The 25,093-nt window shown below is 62.7% G+C and carries 28 protein-coding genes; 16 read left to right on the top strand and 12 right to left on the bottom strand.

The features are described from left to right. The first annotated feature begins 145 nt into the window (after window positions 1-145). The 6 genes from hemA (at window position 146) to LG385_RS17420 (ending at window position 5,500) form a co-directional block, all read left to right on the top strand. Window positions 146-1,423: a glutamyl-tRNA reductase gene (gene hemA / locus LG385_RS17445; protein ID WP_225775277.1), complete on the top strand. Its 1,278-nt coding sequence runs from the start codon at window positions 146-148 to the stop codon at window positions 1,421-1,423. Beyond that, window positions 1,420-2,502: a peptide chain release factor 1 gene (prfA, locus tag LG385_RS17440; protein ID WP_181117006.1), complete on the top strand. Its 1,083-nt coding sequence runs from the start codon at window positions 1,420-1,422 to the stop codon at window positions 2,500-2,502. Before hemA ends, prfA begins: the two co-directional genes overlap by 4 nt. Next, window positions 2,503-3,333 carry a peptide chain release factor N(5)-glutamine methyltransferase gene (gene prmC, locus LG385_RS17435; RefSeq protein ID WP_225775276.1) on the top strand — a complete coding sequence of 277 codons (831 nt, stop codon included), beginning with the start codon at window positions 2,503-2,505 and terminating at the stop codon, window positions 3,331-3,333. Beyond that, window positions 3,327-4,082, top strand: coding sequence for a molybdopterin-synthase adenylyltransferase MoeB (locus tag LG385_RS17430; RefSeq protein ID WP_225775275.1), 756 nt, complete (start codon window positions 3,327-3,329; stop codon window positions 4,080-4,082). The genes prmC and LG385_RS17430 overlap by 7 nt, the downstream gene beginning before the upstream one ends. Beyond that, window positions 4,075-4,875, top strand: coding sequence for a glutamate racemase (murI, locus tag LG385_RS17425; protein WP_225775274.1), 801 nt, complete (start codon window positions 4,075-4,077; stop codon window positions 4,873-4,875). Before LG385_RS17430 ends, murI begins: the two co-directional genes overlap by 8 nt. Before the next feature lie 106 nt (window positions 4,876-4,981). Next, on the top strand, window positions 4,982-5,500 hold the full coding sequence (locus LG385_RS17420) for an acyloxyacyl hydrolase (RefSeq protein WP_225775273.1): 519 nt from the start codon (window positions 4,982-4,984) through the stop codon (window positions 5,498-5,500). A gap of 9 nt (window positions 5,501-5,509) precedes the next feature. On the opposite strand, the gene phrB is transcribed toward LG385_RS17420, so the two are convergent. The 4 genes from phrB to LG385_RS17400 form a co-directional block, all read right to left on the bottom strand. After that, window positions 5,510-6,952 carry a deoxyribodipyrimidine photo-lyase gene (phrB, locus tag LG385_RS17415; protein ID WP_225775272.1) on the bottom strand — a complete coding sequence of 481 codons (1,443 nt, stop codon included), beginning with the start codon at window positions 6,950-6,952 and terminating at the stop codon, window positions 5,510-5,512. A gap of 20 nt (window positions 6,953-6,972) precedes the next feature. Then, complete coding sequence (locus tag LG385_RS17410; RefSeq protein ID WP_225775271.1) at window positions 6,973-7,920, bottom strand: MerR family transcriptional regulator; 948 nt, start codon at window positions 7,918-7,920, stop codon at window positions 6,973-6,975. Window positions 7,921-7,923: 3 nt separating this feature from the next. Then, the gene (locus LG385_RS17405; protein WP_413247334.1) at window positions 7,924-8,913 is read right to left on the bottom strand and encodes a YbgA family protein; all 990 of its coding nucleotides are present in this window, start codon (window positions 8,911-8,913) and stop codon (window positions 7,924-7,926) included. A gap of 111 nt (window positions 8,914-9,024) precedes the next feature. After that, the gene (locus LG385_RS17400) at window positions 9,025-10,011 is read right to left on the bottom strand and encodes an NAD(P)/FAD-dependent oxidoreductase (RefSeq protein ID WP_225775270.1); all 987 of its coding nucleotides are present in this window, start codon (window positions 10,009-10,011) and stop codon (window positions 9,025-9,027) included. A 201-nt stretch (window positions 10,012-10,212) separates the two neighbouring features. Here LG385_RS17400 and LG385_RS17395 point away from each other — a divergent pair, with 201 nt between their 5' ends. Next, window positions 10,213-11,115, top strand: a complete 903-nt coding sequence (locus tag LG385_RS17395; protein WP_225775269.1) for a TIGR01777 family oxidoreductase — start codon at window positions 10,213-10,215, stop codon at window positions 11,113-11,115. Between the two features lie 13 nt (window positions 11,116-11,128). Beyond that, a complete protein-coding gene (gene hemH, locus LG385_RS17390; protein ID WP_225775268.1) occupies window positions 11,129-12,151 on the top strand; it encodes a ferrochelatase in 1,023 nt (340 codons plus the stop codon). A gap of 56 nt (window positions 12,152-12,207) precedes the next feature. Here the strand turns inward: hemH and LG385_RS17385 are convergent, their stop codons facing one another. Together LG385_RS17385 and upp are read right to left on the bottom strand one after the other, a co-directional pair. Then, window positions 12,208-13,446, bottom strand: coding sequence for a uracil-xanthine permease family protein (locus tag LG385_RS17385; RefSeq protein ID WP_225775267.1), 1,239 nt, complete (start codon window positions 13,444-13,446; stop codon window positions 12,208-12,210). 2 nt (window positions 13,447-13,448) lie between these two features. Continuing rightward, window positions 13,449-14,087, bottom strand: coding sequence for a uracil phosphoribosyltransferase (gene upp, locus LG385_RS17380; protein ID WP_181117017.1), 639 nt, complete (start codon window positions 14,085-14,087; stop codon window positions 13,449-13,451). A gap of 152 nt (window positions 14,088-14,239) precedes the next feature. On the opposite strand from upp, the gene LG385_RS17375 reads away from it, so the two are divergent. The 3 genes from LG385_RS17375 to LG385_RS17365 all read left to right on the top strand — a co-directional run bounded on the left by LG385_RS17375 (window position 14,240) and on the right by LG385_RS17365 (window position 15,689). Continuing rightward, the gene (locus LG385_RS17375; RefSeq protein WP_181117018.1) at window positions 14,240-14,797 is read left to right on the top strand and encodes a hypoxanthine-guanine phosphoribosyltransferase; all 558 of its coding nucleotides are present in this window, start codon (window positions 14,240-14,242) and stop codon (window positions 14,795-14,797) included. 66 nt (window positions 14,798-14,863) lie between these two features. Continuing rightward, the gene (locus LG385_RS17370; RefSeq protein WP_181117019.1) at window positions 14,864-15,337 is read left to right on the top strand and encodes a hypothetical protein; all 474 of its coding nucleotides are present in this window, start codon (window positions 14,864-14,866) and stop codon (window positions 15,335-15,337) included. 61 nt (window positions 15,338-15,398) lie between these two features. Next, window positions 15,399-15,689 carry a PA4642 family protein gene (locus tag LG385_RS17365; protein WP_181121759.1) on the top strand — a complete coding sequence of 97 codons (291 nt, stop codon included), beginning with the start codon at window positions 15,399-15,401 and terminating at the stop codon, window positions 15,687-15,689. A gap of 67 nt (window positions 15,690-15,756) precedes the next feature. On the opposite strand, the gene mqo is transcribed toward LG385_RS17365, so the two are convergent. Then, window positions 15,757-17,268: a malate dehydrogenase (quinone) gene (gene mqo, locus LG385_RS17360; RefSeq protein WP_225775266.1), complete on the bottom strand. Its 1,512-nt coding sequence runs from the start codon at window positions 17,266-17,268 to the stop codon at window positions 15,757-15,759. A gap of 728 nt (window positions 17,269-17,996) precedes the next feature. On the opposite strand from mqo, the gene LG385_RS17355 reads away from it, so the two are divergent. After that, complete coding sequence (locus LG385_RS17355; protein ID WP_225775265.1) at window positions 17,997-18,581, top strand: YajG family lipoprotein; 585 nt, start codon at window positions 17,997-17,999, stop codon at window positions 18,579-18,581. A gap of 92 nt (window positions 18,582-18,673) precedes the next feature. On the opposite strand, the gene LG385_RS17350 is transcribed toward LG385_RS17355, so the two are convergent. Next, window positions 18,674-18,880 (bottom strand): hypothetical protein, encoded by a 207-nt coding sequence (locus tag LG385_RS17350; protein WP_225775264.1) that lies wholly within the window; start codon window positions 18,878-18,880, stop codon window positions 18,674-18,676. Window positions 18,881-18,954: 74 nt separating this feature from the next. Continuing rightward, window positions 18,955-20,124 carry a 1-acyl-sn-glycerol-3-phosphate acyltransferase gene (locus LG385_RS17345; protein ID WP_225775263.1) on the bottom strand — a complete coding sequence of 390 codons (1,170 nt, stop codon included), beginning with the start codon at window positions 20,122-20,124 and terminating at the stop codon, window positions 18,955-18,957. A 74-nt stretch (window positions 20,125-20,198) separates the two neighbouring features. On the opposite strand from LG385_RS17345, the gene LG385_RS17340 reads away from it, so the two are divergent. The 4 genes from LG385_RS17340 to LG385_RS17325 all read left to right on the top strand — a co-directional run bounded on the left by LG385_RS17340 (window position 20,199) and on the right by LG385_RS17325 (window position 22,186). Further along, window positions 20,199-20,381, top strand: a complete 183-nt coding sequence (locus tag LG385_RS17340; protein WP_181117025.1) for a CPXCG motif-containing cysteine-rich protein — start codon at window positions 20,199-20,201, stop codon at window positions 20,379-20,381. Continuing rightward, window positions 20,381-20,641 carry a putative signal transducing protein gene (locus LG385_RS17335; RefSeq protein WP_225776274.1) on the top strand — a complete coding sequence of 87 codons (261 nt, stop codon included), beginning with the start codon at window positions 20,381-20,383 and terminating at the stop codon, window positions 20,639-20,641. The genes LG385_RS17340 and LG385_RS17335 overlap by 1 nt, the downstream gene beginning before the upstream one ends. Before the next feature lie 13 nt (window positions 20,642-20,654). After that, window positions 20,655-21,275: an SOS response-associated peptidase gene (locus LG385_RS17330; protein WP_225775262.1), complete on the top strand. Its 621-nt coding sequence runs from the start codon at window positions 20,655-20,657 to the stop codon at window positions 21,273-21,275. A 65-nt stretch (window positions 21,276-21,340) separates the two neighbouring features. Continuing rightward, window positions 21,341-22,186 carry a M48 family metallopeptidase gene (locus tag LG385_RS17325; protein ID WP_225775261.1) on the top strand — a complete coding sequence of 282 codons (846 nt, stop codon included), beginning with the start codon at window positions 21,341-21,343 and terminating at the stop codon, window positions 22,184-22,186. 22 nt (window positions 22,187-22,208) lie between these two features. On the opposite strand, the gene LG385_RS17320 is transcribed toward LG385_RS17325, so the two are convergent. The 3 genes from LG385_RS17320 to LG385_RS17310 form a co-directional block, all read right to left on the bottom strand. Continuing rightward, window positions 22,209-22,796 carry a TMEM165/GDT1 family protein gene (locus tag LG385_RS17320; protein ID WP_181117028.1) on the bottom strand — a complete coding sequence of 196 codons (588 nt, stop codon included), beginning with the start codon at window positions 22,794-22,796 and terminating at the stop codon, window positions 22,209-22,211. A 242-nt stretch (window positions 22,797-23,038) separates the two neighbouring features. Further along, window positions 23,039-24,037, bottom strand: a complete 999-nt coding sequence (locus tag LG385_RS17315; RefSeq protein ID WP_225775260.1) for a class I SAM-dependent methyltransferase — start codon at window positions 24,035-24,037, stop codon at window positions 23,039-23,041. A 45-nt stretch (window positions 24,038-24,082) separates the two neighbouring features. Next, a complete protein-coding gene (locus LG385_RS17310; RefSeq protein ID WP_225775259.1) occupies window positions 24,083-25,048 on the bottom strand; it encodes a 2-hydroxyacid dehydrogenase in 966 nt (321 codons plus the stop codon). Between the last annotated feature and the right edge of the window lie 45 nt (window positions 25,049-25,093).

Raw genomic sequence — 25,093 nt, 5'->3', positions numbered from 1 at the left:
AGGGCATGATGACACAAGCCGGACGGCAAAACCCACCTGGGCGGGTTTATCTCGTCCGTCTATTGGGACAATAGAGTCCGGTGGTTGTTCTGAACCTGATGAAGTAGGACAATTGCCGGCTCAGAATCTCCTTCAGCGACAGTGCATGGCCTTCCTCGCCCTCGGTATCAACCACAAGACCGCCTCGGTAGACGTGCGCGAACGCGTGGCGTTCACCCCCGAGCAATTGGTGGAAGCGTTGCAGCAGTTGTGCCAGCGCACCGGTACCCGTGAAGCGGCAATCCTCTCCACCTGCAACCGCAGTGAGCTTTATATAGAGCAATCGAGCGCGCAGGCCGAAACCGTGCTCGAATGGCTGGCGGACTATCACCAGCTGAGCGCTGCCGATCTGCGCGCCTGCGCCTACGTCCATGAAGACGCCGACGCCGTTCGCCACATGATGCGCGTGGCCGCCGGGCTGGATTCGCTGGTGCTGGGGGAGCCGCAGATTCTCGGGCAGATGAAATCCGCCTACGCGGTGGCCCGCGAAGCCGGCACCGTCGGCCCGCTGCTGGGGCGGTTGTTCCAGGCCACTTTCAGCGCGGCCAAACAGGTGCGCACCGATACCGCCATTGGCGAGAACCCAGTGTCGGTAGCCTTTGCCGCTGTCAGCCTGGCGCGGCAGATATTCTCCGACCTGCAGCGCAGCCAGGCCCTGCTGATCGGCGCCGGCGAAACCATCACGCTGGTAGCCCGGCACCTTCACGAGCAAGGGGTCAAGCGCATCGTGGTGGCCAACCGCACCCTCGAGCGCGCCAAGGTGCTGGCCGAGGAGTTCGGTGCCCATGCAGTGCTGCTGGCCGATATCCCGCAAGAGCTGGTCAACAGCGATATCGTCATCAGTTCCACGGCCAGCCAGTTGCCCATTCTCGGCAAGGGCGCGGTCGAAAGCGCCTTGAAACAGCGCCGGCACAAGCCCATCTTCATGGTGGACATCGCCGTGCCTCGGGACATCGAACCCGAAGTGGGCGAGCTGGACGACGTGTACCTCTATACCGTCGACGATTTGCACGAAGTGGTCGCCGAAAACCTCAAGAGCCGCCAGGGCGCAGCACAGGCCGCCGAAGAAATGGTCGCCGGCGGGGTCAATGACTTCATGGCGCGGCTGCGCGAGCTGGCGGCAGTCGACGTACTGCGGGCCTATCGGCAACAGGGCGAGCGGCTGCGTGACGAAGAGCTGCAAAAGGCTCAGCGCTTGTTGGCCAACGGCGGCAACGCCGAGGACGTGCTGATGCAACTGGCGCGTGGCCTTACCAACAAGCTGTTGCACGCGCCCAGCGTGCAGCTCAAGAAACTCTCCGCCGAAGGCCGCCTCGATGCGTTGGCCATGGCTCAAGAACTGTTTGCCCTCAACGAGGGCGCCACGGATAAACCCCCGCAATGAAAGCGTCTCTGCTGAACAAACTGGACACCTTACAAGAGCGCTACGAGGAAGTGACCGCGCTGCTTGGCGACGCCGAGATCATCTCCGATCAGGGCCGTTTCCGCGCGTTTTCCCGCGAATACGCCGAACTGGAGCCGGTGGTCGCCGCCTTCCGCGAATGGCGCAAGGTTCAGGAAGACCTCGAAGGCGCCCAGGCGCTGCTCAAGGATAGCGACCCGGACCTGCGCGAAATGGCCGCCGAAGAAGTGCGCGAGGGCAAGCAGCGCCTGGCTGAGCTCGAACTGAGCCTGCAGCGCATGCTGTTGCCGAAGGACCCGAACGACGGCCGCAACGTGTTCCTGGAAATCCGCGCCGGCACGGGCGGCGACGAGGCTGCGATCTTTGCTGGCGACCTGTTCCGGATGTATTCGCGTTACGCCGAGAAGCGTGGCTGGCGCGTGGAGGTGCTGTCCGAAAACGAAGGCGAGCACGGCGGCTACAAAGAGGTGATCGCTCGGGTCGAAGGCGACAACGTATACGCCAAACTCAAGTTCGAGTCTGGCGCTCACCGCGTTCAACGCGTGCCGGAGACCGAATCCCAGGGGCGCATCCACACTTCTGCGTGCACGGTGGCGGTACTGGCCGAGCCAGACGAGCAGGTGGCGATCGAGATCAACCCTGCAGACCTGCGGGTAGACACCTACCGGGCGTCTGGCGCCGGTGGGCAGCACATCAACAAGACTGACTCGGCCATCCGTATCACCCACTTGCCTACCGGCATCGTGGTCGAGTGCCAGGAAGAGCGCTCGCAGCACAAGAACCGCGCCCGCGCGATGGGCTGGCTGTCGGCCAAGCTCAACGACATACAAACCAGCGCCGCGCAGAATGCCATTGCCACCGAGCGCAAGCTGCTGGTGGGCTCGGGCGACCGCTCCGAGCGCATCCGTACCTACAACTTCCCGCAGGGGCGGGTGACTGACCATCGGGTCAACCTCACCTTGTATTCGCTGGATGAAATCCTCGCCGGCGGGGTAGAGGCGGTTATCGAGCCCCTGCTTGCCGAATACCAGGCCGACCAACTCGCGGCCTTGGGTGACTGAATGACCATCATTGCCAGCCTGCTGCGTGAAGCGCAGCTCCCCGAATCGCCCACAGCACGCCTGGACATCGAATTGCTGCTGGCGGCTGCGCTGGGGAAAACCCGCAGCTACCTGCGCACGTGGCCAGAGCGCATCGTAGGCACCGAAGCCGCACAGGTATTCGCCAGCTACCTGGAGCGGCGCCGTCAGGGTGAGCCAGTGGCCTATATCCTGGGCCAGCAAGGCTTCTGGTCACTGGACCTGGAAGTGGCGCCTCATACCCTGATCCCACGGCCGGAAACCGAGCTGCTGGTAGAGCTGGCGCTGCAGTGTCTGCCCGCTGGGCAGGGGCGAGCGCTGGATCTGGGCACCGGTACCGGGGCCATCGCACTGGCGCTGGGGCGTGAGCGCAGCGGCTGGCACATGGTAGCGGTGGATCGCGTGCCGGAGGCAGTAGCCCTGGCGGAGCGCAACCGGGCGCGGCTCGGGCTGGCCAATGTCAGCGTTCGAGCCAGCCACTGGTTCAGCGCGCTGGAGGGTGAACGTTTCGATCTTATCGTCAGCAACCCTCCTTACATCTGTTCCGAGGATCCTCACCTGAGCGCGGGCGATGTGCGCTTCGAGCCTTCAAGCGCGCTGGTGTCCGGCCGCGATGGGCTGGACGACATCCGGCACATCATCGCCAACGCCCCTTCGCACCTGGTGTCGGCGGGCTGGCTGCTGCTCGAGCATGGCTACGATCAGGCCCCCCGGGTGCGTGAGCTGATGGCCCAGCAGGGCTTCGAGCAGGTCGAAAGCCGCGAAGATCTGGGTGGCCATGAGCGGGTCACCCTCGGGCGGCTGCCGTGCTGAGCGACGACGAGCTGCTGCGTTACAGCCGGCAGGTGCTGTTGAGCCAGGTGGATGTGGCCGGGCAACTCAAGCTCAAGGCCGGCCGGGTGTTGATCGTGGGCCTGGGAGGCCTGGGGTCTCCGGTGGCGTTGTACCTGGCGGCGGCGGGCGTGGGCGAGCTGCACTTGGCGGACTTCGACCGGGTGGACCTTACCAACCTGCAGCGTCAGGTAGCCCATGACACCCACAGCATCGGCCAGTTGAAAGTCGAATCGGCCGCTGCGCGCCTTCGCGCCATCAACCCCTCTGTACTGCTGGTCAGCCACACTCAAGCGCTGGATGCCGACACCTTGGCGGGGGCTGTAGCCGCAGTAGACCTTGTACTCGATTGCTCAGACAACTTCGCCACTCGCGAAGCCGTCAACGCCGAGTGTTTTGCCCAAGGTCGGCCGCTGGTCAGCGGTGCGGCCATCCGCCTCGAAGGCCAACTGTCGGTATTCGATCCACGGCAGGAAAACAGCCCGTGCTACCACTGCCTTTATGGCCATGGCAGTAACGCCGAACTCACCTGCAGCGAGGCCGGTGTACTCGGCCCGGTGGTAGGGCTGGTAGGTAGCTTGCAGGCGCTGGAAGCGCTCAAATTGCTCGCAGGTTTCGGCGAACCCCTGGTCGGCCGCCTGCTGTTGATTGACGCGCTTGCCACTCGCTTCCGCGAATTGAAGCTCAAGCGCGATCCCCACTGCCCGGTGTGCAAGGTGCGCCATGGGTGAGCCGGCGAGCGCGCCAGTGGGCGTGTTCGATTCCGGCGTTGGCGGCCTCTCCGTGCTGGGGGAAATCCAAAAGCTTTTGCCGGGCGAAACGCTGCTCTATGCCGGCGACTGTGGCCATACCCCCTATGGGGAAAAGCCGGCGGCCTATATTCGCGAGCGTTGCGTGGCCATCGCCGAATTCTTCCACAGGCGGGGCGCCAAAGCGCTGGTCATCGCCTGCAACACGGCGACTGCAGCGGCGGCCGCAGACTTGCGGGCGCATTACCCTGGCTGGCCAATCATTGGCATGGAGCCCGCCGTCAAACCGGCCGCCCTGGCCACTCGCAGCGGCACCGTGGGCGTACTCGCTACTACCGGTACACTGCAAAGCGCACGCTTCGCCGCCCTGCTCGACCGCTTCGCCGCTGACGTTACCGTGGTCACTCAGCCCTGCCCAGGCCTGGTTGAACTGATTGAAATGGGCGACCTTCATAGCCCGCACTTGAGGGCGTTATTGAGCCATTACCTGCAGCCCATGCTCGATGCCGGTTGCGACACGCTCATCCTGGGTTGCACGCATTACCCCTTTCTCAAACCGCTGCTGCATGAGCTGCTGCCAACAGACGTCGCATTGGTGGACACCGGCGCTGCGGTAGCCCGGCAGCTGCAACGGCTGTTGACACAAGGGGGGTTGCTTAACCTGGGACAAGCAGGTGCGACGCAGTATTGGACGTCAGGATCCGTCGAGCATTTTCGAAATGTCCTACACGCCTTTGGAATGCATTCTGATGTTGTGGAATCTCTCGGAACGTGAAAAAGTTGTGAAATTGCGTGTGTAAGCCTGAACTTACAAAGCACGCATGATTTCTAACGCCAGCGTTTCGCTAACCGCACAACTAATGAAAACAAAGGACGTCCTCATGAAGAGAATGTTGGGTCTGGCCGCTGTAGCAGCCGTGGTTCTGGGGCATAGCCTGTCCGCTCAAGCGGCCGGGGTTTCGTTTTCCGTAGGCCAGACTGGCGAGTCCACCATGGTATATCGCCTGGGTGTGCAATCGGACTGGGACAAGACCTGGTTCCAGACCAACGTCGGCCACCTGACCGGTTACTGGGATGGCGCCTATACCTACTGGGAAGGTGATGAGCATTCGGGCAACAACAGCCTGTCATTCGCGCCTGTGTTCGTATACGAATTCGGCAACGGCTCGGTAAAGCCGTTCGTTGAAGCGGGCATCGGTGTGTCAGTGTTCTCCCAAACCCAGATCGAAGGCAACAAGCTAGGCTCGGCCTTCAACTTCGAAGACCGCCTGGGCCTTGGTGTTCGCTTCGCCGGTGGTCATGAGGTGAGCGTTCGAGCGATTCACTACTCCAACGCCGGCATCAAAGAGCCCAACGACGGTATCGAGGCCTACTCCCTCAACTACCGTATGCCTATCTGATTCAACCCGTTATTCCCGCCGCGGCAGATTCTTGAAGGCAGCAAGGGCGCGAGTTCGGCTCTCGCTCAAATCCACCAGCGGCGGTGGATAATCCAGTGACCCAAACAGATCCCGCCCACGTGCGGGATTGTGAATATCCTTCGGGCCCAAGTGGCTGAGTTCGGGCACCCAGTGCTTGATGAACACACCTTGAGCATCGAAGCGCGCCGATTGGCTCACAGGGTTGAACACCCGGAAGTAGGGCACCGAATCCGTCCCGGTCGAGGCGCTCCACTGCCAGCCCCCGTTATTGGCGGCCAGCTCGCCATCAACCAGGTGGCGCATGAAATGCTTCTCCCCCAGCCGCCAGTCGATCAGCAGGTTCTTGCTTAAAAACATGGCTGTGATCATGCGCAGACGGTTGTGCATCCAGCCTAGCGCCTTGAGCTGTCGCATCGCGGCATCAATGATCGGAATACCAGTGCGGCCCTCCTGCCAAGCGGCGAAATCCTCAGGCGCATTGCGCCACGGCAGTGCCTCGGTGTGCGGGCGGAACGCGCGATTGCGGGACACTCGCGGATAGCCCGCCAGGATGTGTTTGTAGAACTCCCGCCATAGCAGCTCGCCAATCCACGTAGTGGCGCCGACGCTACCGCTGTCCAGCTCCCCCTGGTTGCTCACCAGCGCGGCGTGCAGGCACTGGCGCACCGAAATCACGCCAGCGTTGAGGTAGGCGGACAGCTCGCTGGTACCCGGCCGTGAAGGCAGGTCCCGGGCAACGTGGTAGTCGTGGATGGCCTCATCGGTGAAAACATCGAGGCGGCGGCGTGCTTCAGCGGCGCCAGCGGGCCAGTGTTGGCGAATGAGCTCGGCCGGCGCTTCGAAGCCCTTCACCCTGGTCGGTATTACATCACCTTTAATGTTCAAGGCTGGTTGTTTTCGGGGTGCGCCACCGGGCGAGGGCATGCCTAGGCGAAGCTGTTCCAGGCACGCGCGGCGGAACTGGCCGAACACTTGGTAGTAGCCGCCCGTGCGGGTCATCACCGTACCGGGGGCGAACAGACTCTGGTCCAGGTAGCTGTTGAAGCTTACCCCACAGGCTTCCAGGCATTCGCGGGTGGCCCGGTCCCGCTGCCGTTCGTTCACCCCATATTCCTCGTTGCAGTGAACGGCACTTACCTCGTGTTCTTGGCAAAGTGCCCGCAGGGTGTCGGGGACGTCGGCCCAGTGAGACGTCTCGCGCACCAGCAAGGGAATGTTGAGCTCGGCGAGTTGGTTTTGCAGCGCGGTCAGCGAGCGGAGCCAGAAATCCACCTTGCAATCGGCTTCATCGTGTTCGGCCCATTGCCCCGGGCTGCAGATGAATACTGCCAGGGTAGGGCCCTGCTCGCACGCCGCGAGCAATGCAGGGTTGTCTTCGGTCCGCAGGTCAGTGCGCAGCCACACGAGCTGGCGCGGGGAAGGGTGAGGCATGGAAATCCTTGGATGAAGGCCTAGATCAGGCGGTTCTGGCGCAGGGCCGAATGCGCGGCTACCGGGTTACCTGCCAGCAGCAGCCGGGCAAGGTCTGTGCGCTCGCGCAAGGCTTCGCCGTGGATGACCGCCGCAGGGCCGGCCAACATGATCGGGCAGGGGCAGCTTGCCAATTGGCGGGCCAGTGCATCCAGGTGCACCGGGCGGCTTGCATACAGCACCAGCCCCCGCGCCGAAAAGCGCTCCACGGCGAGTAGCAGCTCGCTGGCCGGCAGGGCCCAATCCAGTACTTCGACCGGGCAATCCGCACTGCTGGCAAGCCAGGCGGTGAGCCACAACTCCGGGTCGAACGGCACGTCGCTGTGCTTCACCAGCAACAACGGCGGGCCCTGCAGCTGGCGATTATTGTGGTAGAGCCGAGTGCCCAGTTTGCTGCGCAACCAGCCATGAAAAAAGGCCCGCTCCAAGTGCGCGCCGAACTGCTGCTGCCAGCGCACATGGAGGTCGCCCAGCAACGGCAACAGCAGGCGCTCGCACACCGTTGAAGGCGGGTAGAGCGCCATGGCCTGATTCACTTGATCATCGAGGCGGCGCTCCGCCAGCTCTGCAATGGCCTGGGCCAGGCTTTCGCGCAAGGGCAGCCAGTCGCTCAGGGCCGGCGCCTGCAACCGCTGTTCCGGTGCGTCCAGCAGCGCTTTGACCTGGCTGACCGAAACCCCGCGGTTCAACCAGGTAATGACCTTCTGGATGCGCTCCAGATGCTCGGGGGAATACAGCCGATGCCCCTTGGGGGTTCGCTGCGGCACGATCAGGCCATAGCGACGCTCCCACGCACGTAGGGTGACAGGGTTCACGCCGGTTCGGCGGGCGACTTCGCGAATGGGCAACCAACCTTGGGCAGCTGCGTTTTCTGGCAGTGATTCGTCGAGCGGATCATCGTCGTGGTGCGGTTCCGGAAGCGCGTTCATAGGTCAGATCGCATTGCGCAGGCTCAACTTTTCAGGGTGCGGTTGCAGGTAAACCTGCTCGGCAATATAGGGGTGTGGGTGAAGCCGGAACAGATGCTTGAGCAATGTGAGGGGTACTACCAGGGGAACGACACCTTCACGGTACTGATCGATCAGTGCTTGTACTTCCTGCCGGCCAGCCCCATCAAGCGATGTACGCAAGTAACCGGCGATATGCTGAAGCACATTGGTATGCGTGCCTCGGGTTGCACAGCGCTGCAGGGCCTTCATCAGCTCGCTGAAGTAACGCCCGGCGATCTGTTCGACGTCGGTACGGCCCATGCGGCCCAGCAACTGCCCAAGGGCCTTGTACTGTTGCGGATGGTTCGCCATCAGTTGGTACTTGTAGCGGGCATGGAAGGCGAGCAGCCGGCCCTTGGTCAAGCCCTGCGCGAGCAGGTATTGCCAATGAGCATAGGCGTATACCCGTACAAGGAAGTTTTCCCGTAATACCGGGTCGCACAGGCGGCCGTCTTCTTCCACGGGCAAATCGGGGCGTTTCGCGCAAAAAGCCTGGGCATAAAGGCCGCGCCCGCCTTCCGGTACCGGCACGCCGCTCTCCCCGTACACCTTTACGCGCTCCAGCCCACAGGAAGGGGACTTGTGCATGAAGATATAGCCGCAAATTTCCCCAAGGGCATCAGCCATCTGTTCCCCGTAGCGGGCGAGCGGCTCGGTAACATCCAGTTCGGAATGGACAGTACCGACGGCCCTGGGTGCGGCAGCACTGCCTACCAGGCGAATGGGCTCGCGAGGAGTGCCCAAGCCCACGGCAACCTCCGGGCAGACCGGGACAAAATCGACATACTCGCCTAGCACTTGAGTGCAGTAGCGCGACAGCTTGTGACCGCCGTTGTAGCGGACTTCTTCGCCGAGCAGGCACGCGCTGATTCCAAGCTTGGGGCGAAAGCCCTCAGGCAAGTCTGGAAAATCAGTGGAGGCGGATCCCCGCATGGCACCCTCGAAATAAGTTATACAGGCTACTGACTTTGTACAGTAGCCTGATCATAGGTTCCCCGGGAAAGATGTCAATGGAGGGCGCCTTTCGCTTATCAATGGGCAAGGTTATTCAAGGTGCTCCAGCAAACGCCTGGCGGCCTCCTGCCCGCTGAGCCACGCACCCTCCACCCGTCCGGAAAGGCACCAGTCGCCGCAGATATACAGGCCCAGATCGGCATCGGCGAGCGCGCCCCATTCATGGCTGCTGGCGGGGCGCGCGTACAGCCATCTATGGGCCAAGGAGAAACTCGGCGCCGGCACCGCACAGCCGATGAGCTCGGCAAAAGCGCCATGCAAGTGCTCCACCACAGCTTCGCGACTAAGGTCGATGTGCTGCCGGCTCCACTCACTGGTGGCATGTAATACCCAGGTATCGAGGTCGCTTTCACGTCCTGGCTTGCTGCGATCACGCGCCAGCCAGTCCAAGGGACTGTCCTGCACAAAGCACCCTTGGAGCCGGGTGTCCAGAGGCATGTCAAAGCCCAGCGCCACCGCCCAGGTAGGGTCCATTTTCACGCCCGCTGCAACGGCCGCCAGCTTGGGCGCCGCAGACAACAGGGCCGCCGCCTGCGGCGCAGGAACCGCGCATACCACATGGCTGAACGGCCCGTGGCTGGCGCCCTCTGCATCAAGCAAATGCCAGTAATGCTTGCCGCGGAAGACCTCGGTCACCCGGCAACTGTAGACAGCAGGGAAGTCGTCGATCATCGCGCGGGTCAAGGCGCTCATGCGCGGCACTCCCACCCAGCGGGTCTGCTCATCGGGCGACGGGCTCAACTGGCCACCGCGGGATTGATACAGCGTGGGCGTCCATTCACCCACGCAGCCCTGAGCCTGCCATTGTTGAAGCTGCGCAACGAAGCGCCGATCGCGCGCGGTGAAATACTGGGCGCCCAGGTCCAGCGAGCCGGCATCGCTGCGCTTGCTCGCCATGCGACCGCCCGGGCCTTTGCTTTTTTCGAAGACGTGAACGCGCTGTCCGGCCGCCACCAGTGCCCCGGCCGCGGAAAGCCCGGCGATGCCAGCGCCGATGATTGCGATTGGTACGGTCATAGTGCCCTCTGTACTGGTTTCCGATTGCCAGGCTTTGCAGGTCAAAGCCTGTACAATCGCCAAAACGAGTATAAGTACTGGTCGGTAGTCTTCTCTCTGATCGTCCTATGGTTATTCTGAGATCAACCTGGGTAATTAGTGCCTTGCTCGAACAAAAATAGACCAGCCGCAGCTGGGGTAGGCCTCAAGGAGAAACGCGCCATGCATATCTTGCTGACCGGCGGTACCGGCTTGATCGGGTCCCGCTTGTGCCGCCACTGGGCTGGCCAAGGGCACCGCATCACGGTGTGGAGCCGCCATCCGGAGCGGGTTCCCCGACAATGTGGGCCCGGCGCGAGGGGTGTAGGGGCGCTGGAAGAGCTGCGCAGCGAGCCGGTGGACGCGGTGATCAACCTTGCGGGCGCGCCTATTGCGCAGCGGCCCTGGACCCGCCACCGTCGCAGCGTATTGTGGGCCAGCCGCATCGCACTCACTGAGCAATTGCTGGCGTGGATCGATGTGCAGCCGCAGCGTCCCAGCGTATTGATTTCCGGCTCTGCGGTGGGCTGGTATGGCGACGGTGGTGAGCGCCAGCTGGACGAGTTCTCGCCCCCTGTAAACGAAGATTTTGCCAGCCAGCTGTGCATCGCATGGGAAGAAACCGCCCAGCGCGCCGAGGCCTTGGGGTTGCGCGTGGTGTTGCTGCGTACAGGGCTGGTATTGAGCGCGGAGGGCGGCATGCTCGCGCACTTGCTCAAACCGTTCCGCCTTGGCCTCGGCGGGCCGGTAGGCAGCGGGCGCCAATGGATGCCCTGGGTACACATCGCCGACCAAATCGCGCTCATTGATTTTTTGTTGAACAACGAAGCGGCCAGTGGTCCTTATAATGCCTGCGCCCCGCGGCCAGTGCGCAATCGGGAGTTTGCGCGGCGGCTAGGCAAGGCCCTGCACCGCCCCGCTGTGTTGCCGCTGCCGGCGGTGGCGCTGCGAGCCTGCCTTGGCGAACTGTCCGGGTTACTGCTGGGCGGGCAACGGGCCAGGCCGCTGCGGCTCGAAGAAGCCGGTTTCACGTTTGCTTTCCATGATGTGCAAAGCGCGCTGGATGATCTGCTCCATCGCCCATGAACCAGGACCTTGCATGACCAATCACGCCTTGCTGCTTATCAACCTGGGCTCGCCCGACTCGCCGGATGTGGAAGCGGTGCGACGCTACCTCAACCAGTTTCTGATGGACCCGTATGTGATCGATATTCCCTGGCCCCTGCGCCGGCTATTGGTGTCACTTATCCTGGTCAAGCGGCCGGAGCAGTCCGCACATGCCTATGGCTCGATCTGGTGGGATCAGGGCTCGCCGTTGGTAGAGTTGACCCGTCGATTGCAGGCTCAGGTGGCTACCCGCTGGAGGCATGGCCCGGTGGAAATCGCCATGCGCTACGGCGAGCCCTCGATCGATGGCATGCTCAGAAACCTGGCGCAGCGCGGCGTCGAAACCGTAACCCTCGCGCCGCTTTATCCGCAATTCGCCGACAGCACCATTACCACGGCCGTAGAGCGCGCCCGCGAAGTGGTGAAAGGGGAGGGCCTGAACCTCAAGCTCAAGGTGCTGCCCCCGTTCTACGATCAGGCCAGTTACATCGAAGCTCTGGCGGCGAGCGCCCAGCCGTGGCTGGAGCACGATTTCGACCACCTGCTACTCAGTTTCCATGGGCTTCCGGAAAGCCATATCCGCAAGCTGTTGCCCAAGGGCAGCAAGCACTCGTTGCGGGACGCCGACTGCTGCCGGAACGCGTCGGCGGCCGAGCGGGCCGTGTGCTATCGCGGCCAGTGCATCCACACCGCGCAGGCGTTCGCGGCGCGAATGGGGCTGCCAGACGACAAATGGTCGGTGTCGTTCCAGTCTCGCCTGGGCAAGAACAAATGGATCGAGCCTTACACCGAGGCACGCCTCGACGCCCTGGCTGCCAAGGGCGTAAAGCGTTTGCTGGTGATGTGCCCCGCGTTCGTGGCCGACTGCATCGAAACACTGGAGGAAATCGGCATACGCGGCGCAGAGCAGTTCCGCGAGGCGGGGGGGGAAGAACTGGTGCTGGTACCGTGCCTGAACGACAACCCCCAGTGGGCCGATGCGCTTACCGCCTTGTGTGAAACCTTGGCGGTGTGACCCTGTTCCCGGGCAGCGTCTGCAGCTGCCCGGTTTACACAAGCTCGATGGCGGCCTTACTGCCGCTTGGGCAGCAGCAGGTTCAAGGCAATCGCCACCAGCGCGCACAGGGCGATGCCCTTGAGGCCAAAGTCGCTTGGGCCAGGGCCGGTGCCGATCAACACACCGCCAATGCCGAACACCAGGGTAACCGACACGATTACCAGGTTGCGGGCCTCGCTCAGGTCCACCTGGTGGCGAATCAGCGTATTCATGCCTACGGCGGCAATGGAGCCGAACAGCAGGCACAGAATGCCGCCCATCACTGGTACTGGAATGCTTTCCAGCAGCGCACCGAACTTACCCACAAATGCCAGGCTGATCGCAAAGATCGCCGCCCAGGTCATGATCTTGGGGTTGTAGTTCTTCGTCAGCATCACCGCCCCGGTGACTTCCGCATAGGTGGTATTGGGTGGGCCGCCGAACAAGCCGGCCGCAGTAGTGGCAATACCGTCACCCAACAGGGTGCGGTGCAGCCCCGGTGTGCGCAGGTAATCACGGCCGGTCACGCTACCCACCGCAATCACCCCGCCGATGTGCTCGATCGCTGGCGCCAGCGCGACCGGGACGATGAACAGAATCGCCTGCAGGTTGAATTCCGGCGCGGTGAAGTGAGGCAGGCTGAACCACGGCGCGGCCGCGATGCGCGCGGTATCCACCACACCGAACCAGAAGGCCAGCGCGAAGCCCACCAGTACACCGGCGATGATTGGCACCAGGCGGAAGATGCCTTTGCCAAAGACCGCCACCACCAAGGTGGTGAGCAAGGCCGGCATGGAAATCCACATGGCGGTGCCGTAAGGGATCAGCTCGGTGCCATCGCCTGCCTTGCCCATGGCCATGTTGGCGGCGATCGGCGCCATGGCCAGGCCGATGGCGATGATCACCGGGCCAATTACCACGGGTGGCAGCAGGCGGTCGATGAAGCCCGTACCTTTGATCTTCACTGCCAGGCCAAGGAAGGTGTACACAAAGCCTGCAGCCATCACCCCACCCATGGTCGCGGCTAGGCCAAATTGCCCCTTGGCGAGAATGATCGGGGTGATGAAGGCAAAGCTCGACGCAAGGAACACAGGCACCTGGCGGCCGGTGACCAGTTGGAACAGCAGGGTGCCCATGCCAGCGGTAAACAGCGCCACGTTAGGGTCCAGGCCAGTGATAAGCGGCATCAGCACCAGTGCGCCGAAGGCGACGAAAAGCATCTGCGCGCCCGACAGCACCTGCCGCCATAGCGGATCGTTGAACTCATCCTGCATGTTCAAGCGTCCTTTTGCTTGGTGCCGAAGATCTTGTCACCGGCGTCGCCCAGGCCCGGAATGATGTAGCCGTGCTCGTTCAACTTCTGGTCGATCGAGGCGGTGTAGATCTGCACATCGGGGTGCGCTTTTTCCACAGCGGCAATGCCTTCAGGCGCAGCCACCAGCACCATGGCGCGGATATCCCGGCAACCGGCTTTCTTCAGCAGGTCGATGGTGGCAACCATCGAGCTACCAGTGGCCAGCATGGGGTCGATGATCATCGCCAGGCGGGACTCGATACCGGTGACCAGTTTCTCCAGGTAAGTATGGGCCTGCAGTGTCTCTTCATTGCGCGCCACGCCCACTGCGCTCACCTTGGCGCCGGGGATCAGGCTGAGCACGCCGTCGAGCATGCCGATGCCGGCCCGGAGGATCGGCACCACGGTGATTTTCTTGCCGGCGATCTTTTCAACCTGCACCGGGCCACACCAGCCTTCGATTTCGTAGCTCTCCAAAGGCAGGTCCTTGGTGGCTTCATAGGTCAGCAGCGCGCCTACTTCCTGTGCGAGTTCGCGAAAATTCTTGGTGCTGATATCGGCACGGCGCATCAGGCCTAGCTTGTGGCGGATCAACGGATGGCGGATTTCGCGGATGGGCATAGGAAAACATCTCCGGAGGCAGACAGAAAAAATGCGCGGTAGATTAATCTATCCACAGCGCGATGTCTGGACGTTAGTCCAGAAACGCTTGATTCGTTCCGGCTGGATGCGTACCTTTGCCGCCTTTTACCTGGACCCCCCTGGAGAGCGCCATGTCCGCTGATCTCGAGCACATCCGTCAAGTGATGCGCGAGGCCGATTGCCTGTACACCGATGCCGAGGTGGAGGCTGCGATCGCCCGCGTCGGCGAGCAGATCTGCGCACAGCTGGCCGACCGCAACCCGGTCGTGTTCTGCGTGATGAACGGCGGTCTGATCTTCGCTGGCAAACTGCTCACGCATCTGAACTTCCCGCTGGAAGCCAGCTACCTGCATGCCACGCGTTATCGTAACGAAACCCGTGGCGGCGACCTGTTCTGGAAGGCCAAGCCGGAAATTTCCTTCATCGACCGCGACGTGTTGATCATCGATGACATTCTCGACGAAGGGCACACCCTGAGCGCGATCATCGACTTCTGTCGCCACGCTGGCGCCACAGCGGTGCACACCGCCGTATTGATCGACAAGCAGCACGACCGCAAGGCCAGCCCCGACCTGAAGGCCGATTTTGTCGGGCTGCCGTGCATCGACCGTTTCATCTTCGGTTACGGGATGGACTACAAAGGTTACTGGCGCAATGCGGCGGGCATCTACGCGGTGAAGGGCCTGTAAGCCTGACGGCCACACGCCGTTGGCAAGTGATGGTGTTACAGTGGCAGGCCCGTTCTGGAGCCTGCCATGCGCCTTGCCCTCCCAGCCCTCTTGCTGCTTGCCTGCTCGCTGCCCCTCGCCGCGGCACCCCAGCACAGCCAATACCTTCCCCCCGATGAGCAAGGCTTGCGCGACGGCGATCCCGAGCAGCAGCAGTTGCTCCAGATCACCGAGTATTCATTGGTAGCGGGCAATCAGCGCCTGTCCAACCAACAGCCGATCCCGGTAACCGCTCCGGTCACCCTCCGGCTCAAGGGCAAGCCCCTGAACAAGGGCGCCTCGCTGAACCAGGTGATCATCAGCTTCGACGCCGAGAGCAAGAGCCTCAAGCGGCCTGTGTTCGATGAAGAGAACACCACCCTTACCTTGACGTATCCGCTCAATCAGTACCGCGTGCTGATGGACATGCTGCGTAACGATCAGGTGTACGTGCAGTTTCTCACCTACCCCAACGGGCATGTGTGGGCGGATGTGCATACGGGGAGTGTGAAGGCGCGTTGAGTGGTGACAAGCCTGCGGAGTAGACTGGCGCCCCTCGGCTTATCCACAAGGTGAACAGGCAATGCGTAAAGACAAGAAGCAGGTGATTGGCGACGAGATCGGCGATGAGCAGATCAAGTTGTTCCTCGGTGTGGAGCCTGCCGACGATACCCCGCCTTCGTTGCACAAGCTGGTGAAAGCCTATCGCGGGCTTCGGGTCGATGACTTCGAGCGCTTCGTGGGCTTTTTCGTGGAGGCCGGTTACGACCTCCATGCCCGGGACGCCAATGGCCAGGATTTTGTGGCGCAGATCGCCGACCAGCGCAACGCGCAGGAATACATCGAGATCATTCAGAAAGCCGCCAACGCCTGAACAGGCGGGGGGGTAGCCTGTACCGCCCGGCTTGAAGCCCGGGCGGTACGGGTAGGTCACGCAGCGATCAGGCGTAGCGCTCGCCGCTCGCCGTAGTGGCCGACACCAGTTCCAGCTTCGCGTTGTTGTGATCGAACACTTCGCGATACAGCTCGGCGTTACTGGCGAGTTCCTTTTCCCGAGCCGGGAAAATTTCCTTCAGCTTTGTAGTCCAGGCTTCGGAACGGTACTGCTCCGGGAAGCAGCGCTCGATCAACTCCAGCATGATCGATACCGTCACCGAGGCGCCTGGCGAAGCACCCAGCAACGCGGCCAGCGAGCCATCCTTCGCCGAAACCAGTTCGGTGCCGAACTGCAGCACGCCGCCTTTTTTCGGGTCTTTCTTGATGATCTGCACCCGCTGGCCCGCGACCTCAAGCCGCCAATCCTCGGCACGCGCTTCAGGATAGAACCGGCGCAGGGATTCCAGACGCTGCTCCATCGACTGCATCACTTCGCTTACCAGGTAGCGGGTAAGGTCCATGTTGTCGCGGGCGACGGCCAGCATCGGGCCGATGTTGCCCATGCGCACCGACAGGGGCAGGTCCATCAACGAGCCATGCTTGAGGAACTTGGTGGTGAAGCCCGCGTACGGCCCGAACAGCAACGACTTCTTGCCATCCACCACGCGCGTATCCAGGTGGGGAACCGACATCGGCGGCGAACCCACCGCGGCCTGGCTGTACACCTTAGCCTGGTGGCGGTTGACGATTTCCGGGTTATCGCAGCGCAACCACTGGCCGCTTACCGGGAAGCCGCCAAAGCCCTTGCTTTCCTCGATGCCAGACAACTGCAGCAGAGGCAGCGCCGCGCCGCCGGCACCCAGGAACACGAAGCGGGCGTCGATCTGGCGCGTGTGGCCGCTGTGTACATCCTTCACGTCCACCGTCCAGCCGCCACTGCGACGGCTGAGGCCCGTGACCTTTTTGGAATACTTCACCTGAGCATCGGCGGAGTTTGCCAAATGCCCTAGCAGCAGGTTGGTCAGGGCGCCGAAGTTCACGTCCGTACCCTTGGCCACGCGTGTAGCCGCCAGCCGTTCGGTAGCGGGGCGGCCATCCATCATCAATGGCATCCACTCAACCAGCTTGGCGTGGTCTTCGGTGTATTCCATTTCGGCGAAAGCGTGGTGGGGCTTCAGGCTCTCGAAACGCTTCTTCAGGAATGGAATGCCGCTTTCCGCGACATAACTCAGGTGCGGGACCGGGCTGATGAACGCCCGGGGAGCGCTGATCGCACCCTTGCTGGCGAGGTAGGCCCAGAACTGCTTGGACACCTCGAACTGGGTGTTGATCTGCACCGCTTTCTTGATGTCGATCGAGCCATCTGCGGCCTGCGGGGTGTAATTGAGCTCACAGAGCCCCGCGTGCCCGGTGCCGGCGTTGTTCCAGGGGTTGGAACTCTCGGCCGCGCCCGAGTCCATTGCCTCGACCACTTCCAGCCGGAGCGTGGGGTCGAGCTCCTTGAGCAATACCGCCAAGGTAGCACTCATGATGCCGGCCCCGACCAGGACCACGTCGACTGCTTCGTTCTGCGCCATTAACGCATCTCCAAAATCTTCTGCATCAAATAGACAGCCAGACACCCCGGTTGCTCCGCTGCGGCCGCCAATTGGCAAAAGCAGGGGCATGAAGGCGACGCCATGGCCGATTTTTCTGCGCTCGCGCCGACGCATACCTGTCGACGATGGTAGCTCCATGAACGCACGGGTGCGGCTCAGGGGCAATAGACCAATGGTCGAGGTGGCGACGACGGGAGAGGATCACCGGTAAGTACTACGCCGGTATGAGGACTGGAACGGGAACGTTAAGGCTTTGCTTGCTGACGCACTGTTATTCATTCTTTTGCTCGCCACACTCTCGTGAAGTTGTGAAAACCGTTGTTTTTCACGCTCTTTTGGAGTCGTAAACCTCAAAGCGAGGTTCGCCGCGAAGCCCGATGGCGAAGCCCCGGAGCCGGGCGACGGGGTGCAGGCACACCGCGCCGCTGGCCTGGTGGAGGGCTCTCTGTCGGCGCGGCCAGGGCGCGACATGTTAGGTCGGCAAGGCTGCAAGGCCCGATCAGGAGACATCCTTATAATCGGGGCGGGATTATAGCGGCCTAACCGGGAAAAAAGCGCCTGGAACCGGCAATTCTTGCGCGATGTCCGAACAACATTCGCCCAGGGCGGCTTTTATGAAGTGTTTGATAAGACGGCCTGCATGCCGGGTGAGTAGCCATTAGCGTTCCGTTATACTGCCGCTTCGTCTTTATTTCTGGAGAACACCAATGTTGCCACGCCTGTTGTTCGGTTTGATCACCGCGTCCGCTCTGGCGCTGGCTGGCTGTGCCAACAGCCCTCAGCAACTCAACCCGCAACCCAAGCTCACCGAGCAACTGGCCCCCGTAGGGCAGGGGCAGGCTGTGGTGGTGCGCGTAGTGGACGGCCGCCCTTCGCCTACGCTGGGCACCCGGGGTGGGCTGTATCCGGAAACCAGTGCGGTGTCGGTCAACGGCGCCGATGTGTTGCCCAAGCTCCAGGCTCAGGCCGAAGCGGCCGTGCGCCTGCTGGGCTTCACCCCTAATGCCAGCGCCTACAATGCGCCGCAGCTGACCGTGACCCTGGCGGACCTGAAATACCAGTCGCCCAAGGACAACATGTACGTCACCGAGGCGACCATCAGCGCAACCTTCCGCGCCGATGTGCAAAACGCCAGTGGCCGCTATACCGGTCGCTACAGCGCGTCTCTGAACCAGCGCTTCGGCATGGCGCCGAACCAGGAAACCAACACCAAGCTGGTGAGCGACGTGCTCAGCGATGCCCTGACCCGCCTGTTCAAGGACCCGACCATCAGCCAGAAGCTGTCGCAGTAAGCAGCAGCATTTTCCCTCTGCACGGCTTCTGTAGGGAGGGGGCACAGCCCCCGAACCGGCTTGGGCTAAGGCTCAAGCCAGGAATAACGGCTTCACGCCGCTTCGATGCGCCAATCCAGCACGCTGATCCCGGTGGCCGGGTCAATATCCGGCCAGTGGGCGTGCTGGTGCCCACCCAACGCGCAATACACCAGCCAGCCCTGATCCTGTACATTGACGGCCAGCCCGTCGATCAGGGCTTCCTGTTCGTCGCTCGGGGTGATGAGGTAGAGGCGATCCTGATTGTTCGCGTGCAGCATGGGGGCTCCGTCGAGCTGTGCGGGGGAATGTGGGCGCACAGCCTGACGTAGCGGTATGACCGGGTGATGACAGATCAGGCGTCGAGTGGCAGGCCGGCCTTCACACGATACTGGTTGCGCACGGGGCAGGCGTACTGGGCTACCAGCCATGGCCGGTGCTCGGCGGGGCAGGCTTCCAGCCGGCGTTGCCATTCTGCCCGTGCCTTTTCCAGCTCCTCTCCCGCGAACAGGCTGGCGGCGGTTGGCACGTCCAGGGCGGGATCGGCGCCTTCCCATTGTGCGTAGGCGAGGTAATGCACGGGGAACAGGCGGTAGCCCGCCAGTACGCAGCGGTCGATTTCAGTCGCCAACTGCCTCGCATCCGCGAAGAGCTCGGTGATGGGCGCAGAGAAATTGATGTGCACGCGGCCCTTGTAGCCGGTAATCCCCATCGCAATGCTGACGTCATCCTCGCCCGGTGCTTTCACGTAGCCTCCGGTGGTTGCGCGGATATACAGCTCGCGCGCCTTGGCCAGGTCGCACGGGTCATATTCGTAGCTGATCGACACGGGTGTAAGGTTGAGCGAGCGAACCACGTCCGCGAACGGCTCGTCCTTTCGGCTCATGTGGAACATTTTCAGGATGGCCGAATCCGTACGGTCATCACCGTCCTTGGCGCGGCCCTCGGCCTGCGCGATCCACACGGATTGGCAATCGGTGCGGATGGAATGGTTGATATACGCTGACAGCAGCTGATAGGCCGCGAGCTTTTCACGGCGCCCACTGATCGAGCGATGCACGATGAAGCTCTTGTTCAGGCGCATGAGGTCGCTGACGAACGGCTTTTGCAGCAGGTTGTCCCCGATGGCGATGCGCGGCGTAGGCAACCCGGCGTGGTATACCGCATAGTTGACGAAGGCTGGGTCCATCACGATGTCGCGGTGGTTGGCCAGCAACAGGTAGGCGCTGCCGCGCTTGAGCTGTTCAACCCCGGTATAGGTGACGCCATCGGTGGCCCGCTCGATGGTGTGATCGACGTATACCTCTACCTTGTCCTGCAAGGCAGCAACGCTCTCGATACCGGCAAACTCGTTGCGCAACTTGCGAGCGATCAGCGGGCGCAGTGCCCAGCCGAGCGACCCCGCGAAGCGCGGGAAGCGAAAACGGGTAAGGATGTCGAGAAAGGCCGGGTCCGCCAGCAGGCGTTTGAGAACGGCCTTTACCTCGGAATCATCGTAGGGCCGGATGGTATCGAATTCGCCCATATGCTCTCTTGTTGGAAACGGCTAGGGTTATAAACAGACGCAGCATTATACGCATAACTTGCAGAGGTGGCCCGATGCTGGAAACCGAGCGTTATCAATGCCCATGCTGCGGGGAGCCGGTGGAAGCCGTGCTCGACCTGTCCGGTGGCGACCAACACTATATCGAGGACTGCCCCGTATGCTGCCGGCCGCTGAACTTCAGCGTTTACACCGACGGCGTGGACTGGTCGCTCGAAGTACGCGGCGAGAATGAATGATGCGGCGGATCTACGAACCCGAAAGCCTGCTGGAGGCGGAGATGCTGTTGAGCATGCTCGCCAGTGAGGGTATAGACGCCTATCTGAGCGGCCGCCATCTGGTGGGGGGTGTAGGTGAATTACCCGCCCTCGGGCTGTTGGCACTGTTGGTCGAGGACCGGCAGGCCGAGCAGGCACGAGCGCTGATCGGTGCGTACAATGCAGCCCTCGTGCTACCGGCTGAAGAGCCGGACAGTTACCCGGGTAGTTTGTTGTGCTGAGCCGGAGTTATCCATGTGTGGTCGTTATGCGTTGTTTCGTTGGGGCTCGGCCTTTGCCGCGTTGCCAGGTTTTCCTTCGGAACAAAGGGCGCAGTGGAATATATCGCCTGGCCAGCGGGTGCTGATCGAGCGCCAGGGCGAAGCCGGTCGAGAGCTTGCCACTGCACGCTGGGGCCTTACGCCGCCATGGCTGACCGACATGTCCCGTACGCCTAATCATGCCCGGGCGGAAACGCTCACCGAACAGCCGATGTTTCGTGAGGCCTTCGCGGCACGCCGTTGCCTGATCCCCGCCAACGGCTTTTACGAGTGGCGCGGCGATGTGCGCAAGCGGCCCTACTGGCTTACACCCGCGCAGGGGTCGTTCCTGTATTTCGCAGCCATCTGGGAAGCCTTCCCGGTGCAGGAACAGGTATGGCTGAGCATGGCCATCGTGACTCAGGCGGCCGCCAACCAGCGCAGGCCGCTGATCCTTGACGCCGCGGGCCAGGCCGCCTGGCTCGATCTTGATACGCCCCTGCCGCTGCTTCACTCGCTATTGGCCCAGCCGCCCGCAGCCCTGATGGAGCGGCCATTGGCCAACCTGGTGAACGACCCCGCGCTCAATGCACCTGAATGCCTTACGCCCGCTTGATCATGTCAGGGTTGATACATAGCTGATAGCATTGCTCGCCTGCGACAATCACAGGGGAGCCTTCGATGCGCCATCCGATCGGCAAGCCATACGGCAAGCCACTAGCCACCTTGGCCTTGAGCTGCAGCCTGTTGCTCACCGCCTGCCAGGCCGTCAATACCACCAGCGGCGATGCCGTGGGTGTAGAGCGCAAGCAGTACATGTTCAGCATGCTGTCCACGGCGCAGGTCAACCAGATGTACGCCCAGTCGTATCAGCAAACCCTGAGCGAAGCGTCCAGCAAAGGGGTATTGGAAAAGGGCAGCGCCGAAGCGAAGCGGGTGCAGGCCATCGCCGACCGGTTGATCGCCCAGGCGCCCAAGCTGCGCCCGGATTCGGCCCAGTGGAGCTGGGAAGTGAACGTGATCAAAAGCGACGAGCTGAACGCCAACTGTGGCCCGGGCGGCAAGATCATCGTATACACCGGCATCATCGACACGCTGAAGCTTACCGATGATGAGCTGGCCGCAGTGATGGGCCATGAAATCGCCCACGCCCTTCGCGAGCATGGCCGCGAAGCCATGTCCAAGGCGTACGGGATCGAAATGGCCAGGACCGGCGCGGGCGCCTTGCTGGGGCTGGGCCAGGACAGCCTGGCCCTGGCCGACACCGTGGTGCAATACAGCCTCACCTTGCCCAACAGCCGCGCCAATGAAAACGAAGCGGACCTGCTGGGCCTCGAACTGGCCGCCAGGGCAGGCTTCGATCCAAACGCGTCCATTTCGCTATGGAAGAAGATGACCGCGGCCGAGGCGGGGAGCGCACCGCCGGAATTCACCAGCACTCACCCCTCCAGCGCCAACCGTATCGCGGCCCTGGAAGCGGCCATCCCCAAGGTACAGCCGCTGTACCAGGCAGCGAAGAAGGGCTAAGCCCAGTAGGTGGCAGGGCGGCTTAGCCCACCCAGCCACTTACCTTCATGGCCTCGTACACAGCGAAGGCCGCCAGCACGAAGAACGACAGCGCCGCCAGGCGGCGAATCAGAGTAAGCGGCAGCTTGTCGGCGGCGAAGTTGCCCGCCAGTACCACCGGCACGTTCGCCGCCAGCATGCCCAGGGTGGTGCCCACGATAACCAGCAGCAAATGAGGGTACTGGGCGGCCAGCATCACCGTGGCCACTTGGGTCTTGTCGCCGATTTCCGCGATGAAGAACGCGATAAGGGTGGTCACGAATGCCCCATGGGCCTTGCCTGTGCGGGTTTCCTCGTCATCGATCTTGTCGGGAACCAGCGTCCAGAGCGCCGTGGCCGTGAAGCTGGCCGCGAGAATCCAGTGCAGCATGGTTTCGGAAAGGTAACTGCTGACCAGGGCACCCACTGCACCGGCGGCGGCATGGTTGGCAAGGGTGGCAGCAACGATACCGGCGATGATTGGCCAGGGTTTGCGGAAACGTGCGGCGAGGATAAGCGCCAGCAGTTGGGTCTTGTCACCGATTTCGGCGAGTGCCACTACACCGGTGGGGACAAGCAGGGATTCGAGCATCAGGCTTCCTACAGGGGCGGGTCAACACGGCTATGACACGTACTACCTTCCCGCCCCGGGTGAGGTGAACGTGTCATAGGTCTTGTCAAACCGGCCGGTGCCGCAGGTGGGCACGGGGGTCGCAGCGCCATGGCCTGAGGGCCAAGTATGTTGACGCATGCCTGTGAGCTGAGCTCGCGGAGACTACTCCCCTAGGACGGAGCGGATTCTGCCTACGCTGGCCAGCAAGCGCAAGCGCGGAATCACCGTATCGCGCGGTAAACCTTGAACCCGTCGCCTTCAGCCAACACCGTGCATTCGCGCAGGTGTGCCTCGATCAACGGTTGGTAACGCAGGAAGCTGTTGGCCACAAGCCGGATTTCCCCGCCTGGAAGCAAATGCTGCACGGCGCGTTGCAACAAGGCCTCACTGGCGCGGTAGTCGGTGTGCACACCGGTATGGAAGGGCGGGTTGCTGATGATCGCGCTCAGCCCGGACGGGGCGGCGTCGATACCGTTTGCGCAAATCAGTTGCCCCTCAAGGCCATTGGCGGCCAGGGTCAGGCGGGCGCTCTCGATGGCAAAGGCGTCCACGTCCAGCAGCGTGACCGCCGCCTGTGGGTAGCGGCGCTTGAGCACGGCGCCGAGTACGCCTGCGCCACACCCGAAGTCCAGCAGATGGGCGGGCTTGAGCCCCTCCAGATGGCCAAGCAGCAGGCGTGTGCCGCGGTCCAGCCGGCCATGGCTGAACACCCCGGGCAGGCTGATCACTTCCAGTGGGAGCGCGCCTTCCACGTCCAGGCTGAAGCGTTGGCCTAGGCTGTGCAGGTCTGGCTTGGCGGGCGCGTGCTCGATATCCACCTGCCACAGCTGGCAATGGCGGGCGCTGTCCAGTTTGCGGGCCCGGCCATATGTGCTCAGCTGCCGTGCGGCACCTTCGATACCGCCGCGTTTCTCGCCCACCAGGAACAGGCTACGGCCGTGCAGCCCGTTGGCCAGCGCGTCGAGGGCGTAAGCGGCCAGGTCCCGGGCCTTGGGCAAGAACAGCACGGCTGCCTCGAAGTTACCGTCGGGCGGGGCCACGCCGAAGCTCATCCGGTCACTGTGGCGCGATGCCAGAATGGTGTGGTCGGCGGCGTTCCAGCTCCAGCCACAAGCGTTCGGCAATTCACCTAACAGCCCATCGGCAGGCAAACCGGCCAACAACAACCGGCCCTCGAACAGATGGGCCTGGCGAAGCAACACTTCACTGCGCGGGTCCATGGCGAACTCCTGGCAAAAAACGCGGAGTTTACCAGACCCGCCGGTTCAGCCGACTACCCGCAAGGGTTGGCCGGCAAAGTAACCGCGTGCATTTTCGCTCATCTGCCCGATGATCCGCTGGCGGGCCTCACGGCTGCCCCAGGCGCAATGAGGTGTGACGATCAACCGTGGGATGTCCTGTGCCAGCAACGGGTTGCCCTGCGCCGGCGGCTCTACCGTGAGCACGTCAGTGGCAGCACCGCCCAGGTGGCCGCTGCGTAATGCTTCGACCAGTGCTTGCTCGTTCACGATGCCCCCGCGTGCGGTGTTCACCAGCAGCGCACCACGCTTGAGCAGGGCAAGCTGCGGCGCGCCGATCAGGTTATGGGTGTGTTCCGTGAGCGGGCAGTGCAGGGTGAGTGCATCCACCTGGGGCAGCAGGTCCTCCAGTGGCAACCGGCCAGGCTGCGTGGGGCGGCCTGGCAACTGCCCGAGCAGCACGCGCATGCCGAACGCCTGCGCAAGGCGCGCTACGGCACTGCCCAGCTCGCCGTGGCCCAGCAAACCCAGGGTTTTGCCCTCCAGCTCCATGATCGGATAATCCAGCAGGCAAAACTGCGGCGAGCGCTGCCAGCGCCCTTCGGCCACGGCCCGCTGGTAATCCGCAAGCCGAGTGGCCAGGGCGAGCAGGAGCATGATCGTGTGCTGGGCCACCGAGGGTGTGCCGTAGCCTTGGCAGTTGCACACTGTGATACCCCGCTGGGCCGCAGCGGCCAGGTCCACGTTGTTGGTGCCGGTGGCTGATACCAGGATCAGCTTCAGATTCGGGCATCGGGCTATCACCTCCGCGTCGATCACAACCTTGTTGGTAATGGCCACTTCCGCCAGCGCCAACCGCCCGGCCACGTCAGCCGGGGCGGTGCGCTCATGCAATTCCAGGCTCTCGAAGGCTTCGCGCAGGGGCGTTGCGTCCAGGTCGCCCAGGTCCAGTGAGCTGTAATCCAGAAAAACGGCGCGGCGGGATGTGGTCATGTGGCCCTCTTGTTCGCGGTCAACTGTATCTGTCGGGGTAGCATT

Source organism: Pseudomonas sp. Marseille-Q5115 (genome assembly GCF_916618905.1).
GTDB lineage: Bacteria > Pseudomonadota > Gammaproteobacteria > Pseudomonadales > Pseudomonadaceae > Aquipseudomonas > Aquipseudomonas japonica_A.
Note: the sequence above shows the minus strand (reverse complement) of the source record. Positions and strands in the feature narration are given on the sequence as shown.

Coding starts and splice junctions, on each gene's coding strand:
- upp (WP_181117017.1), bottom strand. CDS start 14,087: ATGCCCATCCGCGAAATCCGCCATCCGTTGATCCGCCACAAGCTAGGC.
- LG385_RS17405 (WP_413247334.1), bottom strand. CDS start 8,913: ATGCGGGGATCCGCCTCCACTGATTTTCCAGACTTGCCTGAGGGCTTT.
- LG385_RS17340 (WP_181117025.1), top strand. CDS start 20,199: ATGCTGGAAACCGAGCGTTATCAATGCCCATGCTGCGGGGAGCCGGTG.
- LG385_RS17330 (WP_225775262.1), top strand. CDS start 20,655: ATGTGTGGTCGTTATGCGTTGTTTCGTTGGGGCTCGGCCTTTGCCGCG.
- LG385_RS17315 (WP_225775260.1), bottom strand. CDS start 24,037: ATGGACCCGCGCAGTGAAGTGTTGCTTCGCCAGGCCCATCTGTTCGAG.
- LG385_RS17420 (WP_225775273.1), top strand. CDS start 4,982: ATGAAGAGAATGTTGGGTCTGGCCGCTGTAGCAGCCGTGGTTCTGGGG.
- LG385_RS17375 (WP_181117018.1), top strand. CDS start 14,240: ATGTCCGCTGATCTCGAGCACATCCGTCAAGTGATGCGCGAGGCCGAT.
- LG385_RS17395 (WP_225775269.1), top strand. CDS start 10,213: ATGCATATCTTGCTGACCGGCGGTACCGGCTTGATCGGGTCCCGCTTG.
- LG385_RS17335 (WP_225776274.1), top strand. CDS start 20,381: ATGCGGCGGATCTACGAACCCGAAAGCCTGCTGGAGGCGGAGATGCTG.
- hemH (WP_225775268.1), top strand. CDS start 11,129: ATGACCAATCACGCCTTGCTGCTTATCAACCTGGGCTCGCCCGACTCG.
- LG385_RS17345 (WP_225775263.1), bottom strand. CDS start 20,124: ATGGGCGAATTCGATACCATCCGGCCCTACGATGATTCCGAGGTAAAG.
- LG385_RS17320 (WP_181117028.1), bottom strand. CDS start 22,796: ATGCTCGAATCCCTGCTTGTCCCCACCGGTGTAGTGGCACTCGCCGAA.
- LG385_RS17310 (WP_225775259.1), bottom strand. CDS start 25,048: ATGACCACATCCCGCCGCGCCGTTTTTCTGGATTACAGCTCACTGGAC.
- murI (WP_225775274.1), top strand. CDS start 4,075: ATGGGTGAGCCGGCGAGCGCGCCAGTGGGCGTGTTCGATTCCGGCGTT.
- LG385_RS17325 (WP_225775261.1), top strand. CDS start 21,341: ATGCGCCATCCGATCGGCAAGCCATACGGCAAGCCACTAGCCACCTTG.
- LG385_RS17355 (WP_225775265.1), top strand. CDS start 17,997: ATGTTGCCACGCCTGTTGTTCGGTTTGATCACCGCGTCCGCTCTGGCG.
- LG385_RS17350 (WP_225775264.1), bottom strand. CDS start 18,880: ATGCTGCACGCGAACAATCAGGATCGCCTCTACCTCATCACCCCGAGC.
- LG385_RS17365 (WP_181121759.1), top strand. CDS start 15,399: ATGCGTAAAGACAAGAAGCAGGTGATTGGCGACGAGATCGGCGATGAG.
- prmC (WP_225775276.1), top strand. CDS start 2,503: ATGACCATCATTGCCAGCCTGCTGCGTGAAGCGCAGCTCCCCGAATCG.
- LG385_RS17400 (WP_225775270.1), bottom strand. CDS start 10,011: ATGACCGTACCAATCGCAATCATCGGCGCTGGCATCGCCGGGCTTTCC.
- LG385_RS17410 (WP_225775271.1), bottom strand. CDS start 7,920: ATGAACGCGCTTCCGGAACCGCACCACGACGATGATCCGCTCGACGAA.
- mqo (WP_225775266.1), bottom strand. CDS start 17,268: ATGGCGCAGAACGAAGCAGTCGACGTGGTCCTGGTCGGGGCCGGCATC.
- phrB (WP_225775272.1), bottom strand. CDS start 6,952: ATGCCTCACCCTTCCCCGCGCCAGCTCGTGTGGCTGCGCACTGACCTG.
- LG385_RS17385 (WP_225775267.1), bottom strand. CDS start 13,446: ATGCAGGATGAGTTCAACGATCCGCTATGGCGGCAGGTGCTGTCGGGC.
- prfA (WP_181117006.1), top strand. CDS start 1,420: ATGAAAGCGTCTCTGCTGAACAAACTGGACACCTTACAAGAGCGCTAC.
- LG385_RS17370 (WP_181117019.1), top strand. CDS start 14,864: ATGCGCCTTGCCCTCCCAGCCCTCTTGCTGCTTGCCTGCTCGCTGCCC.
- hemA (WP_225775277.1), top strand. CDS start 146: ATGGCCTTCCTCGCCCTCGGTATCAACCACAAGACCGCCTCGGTAGAC.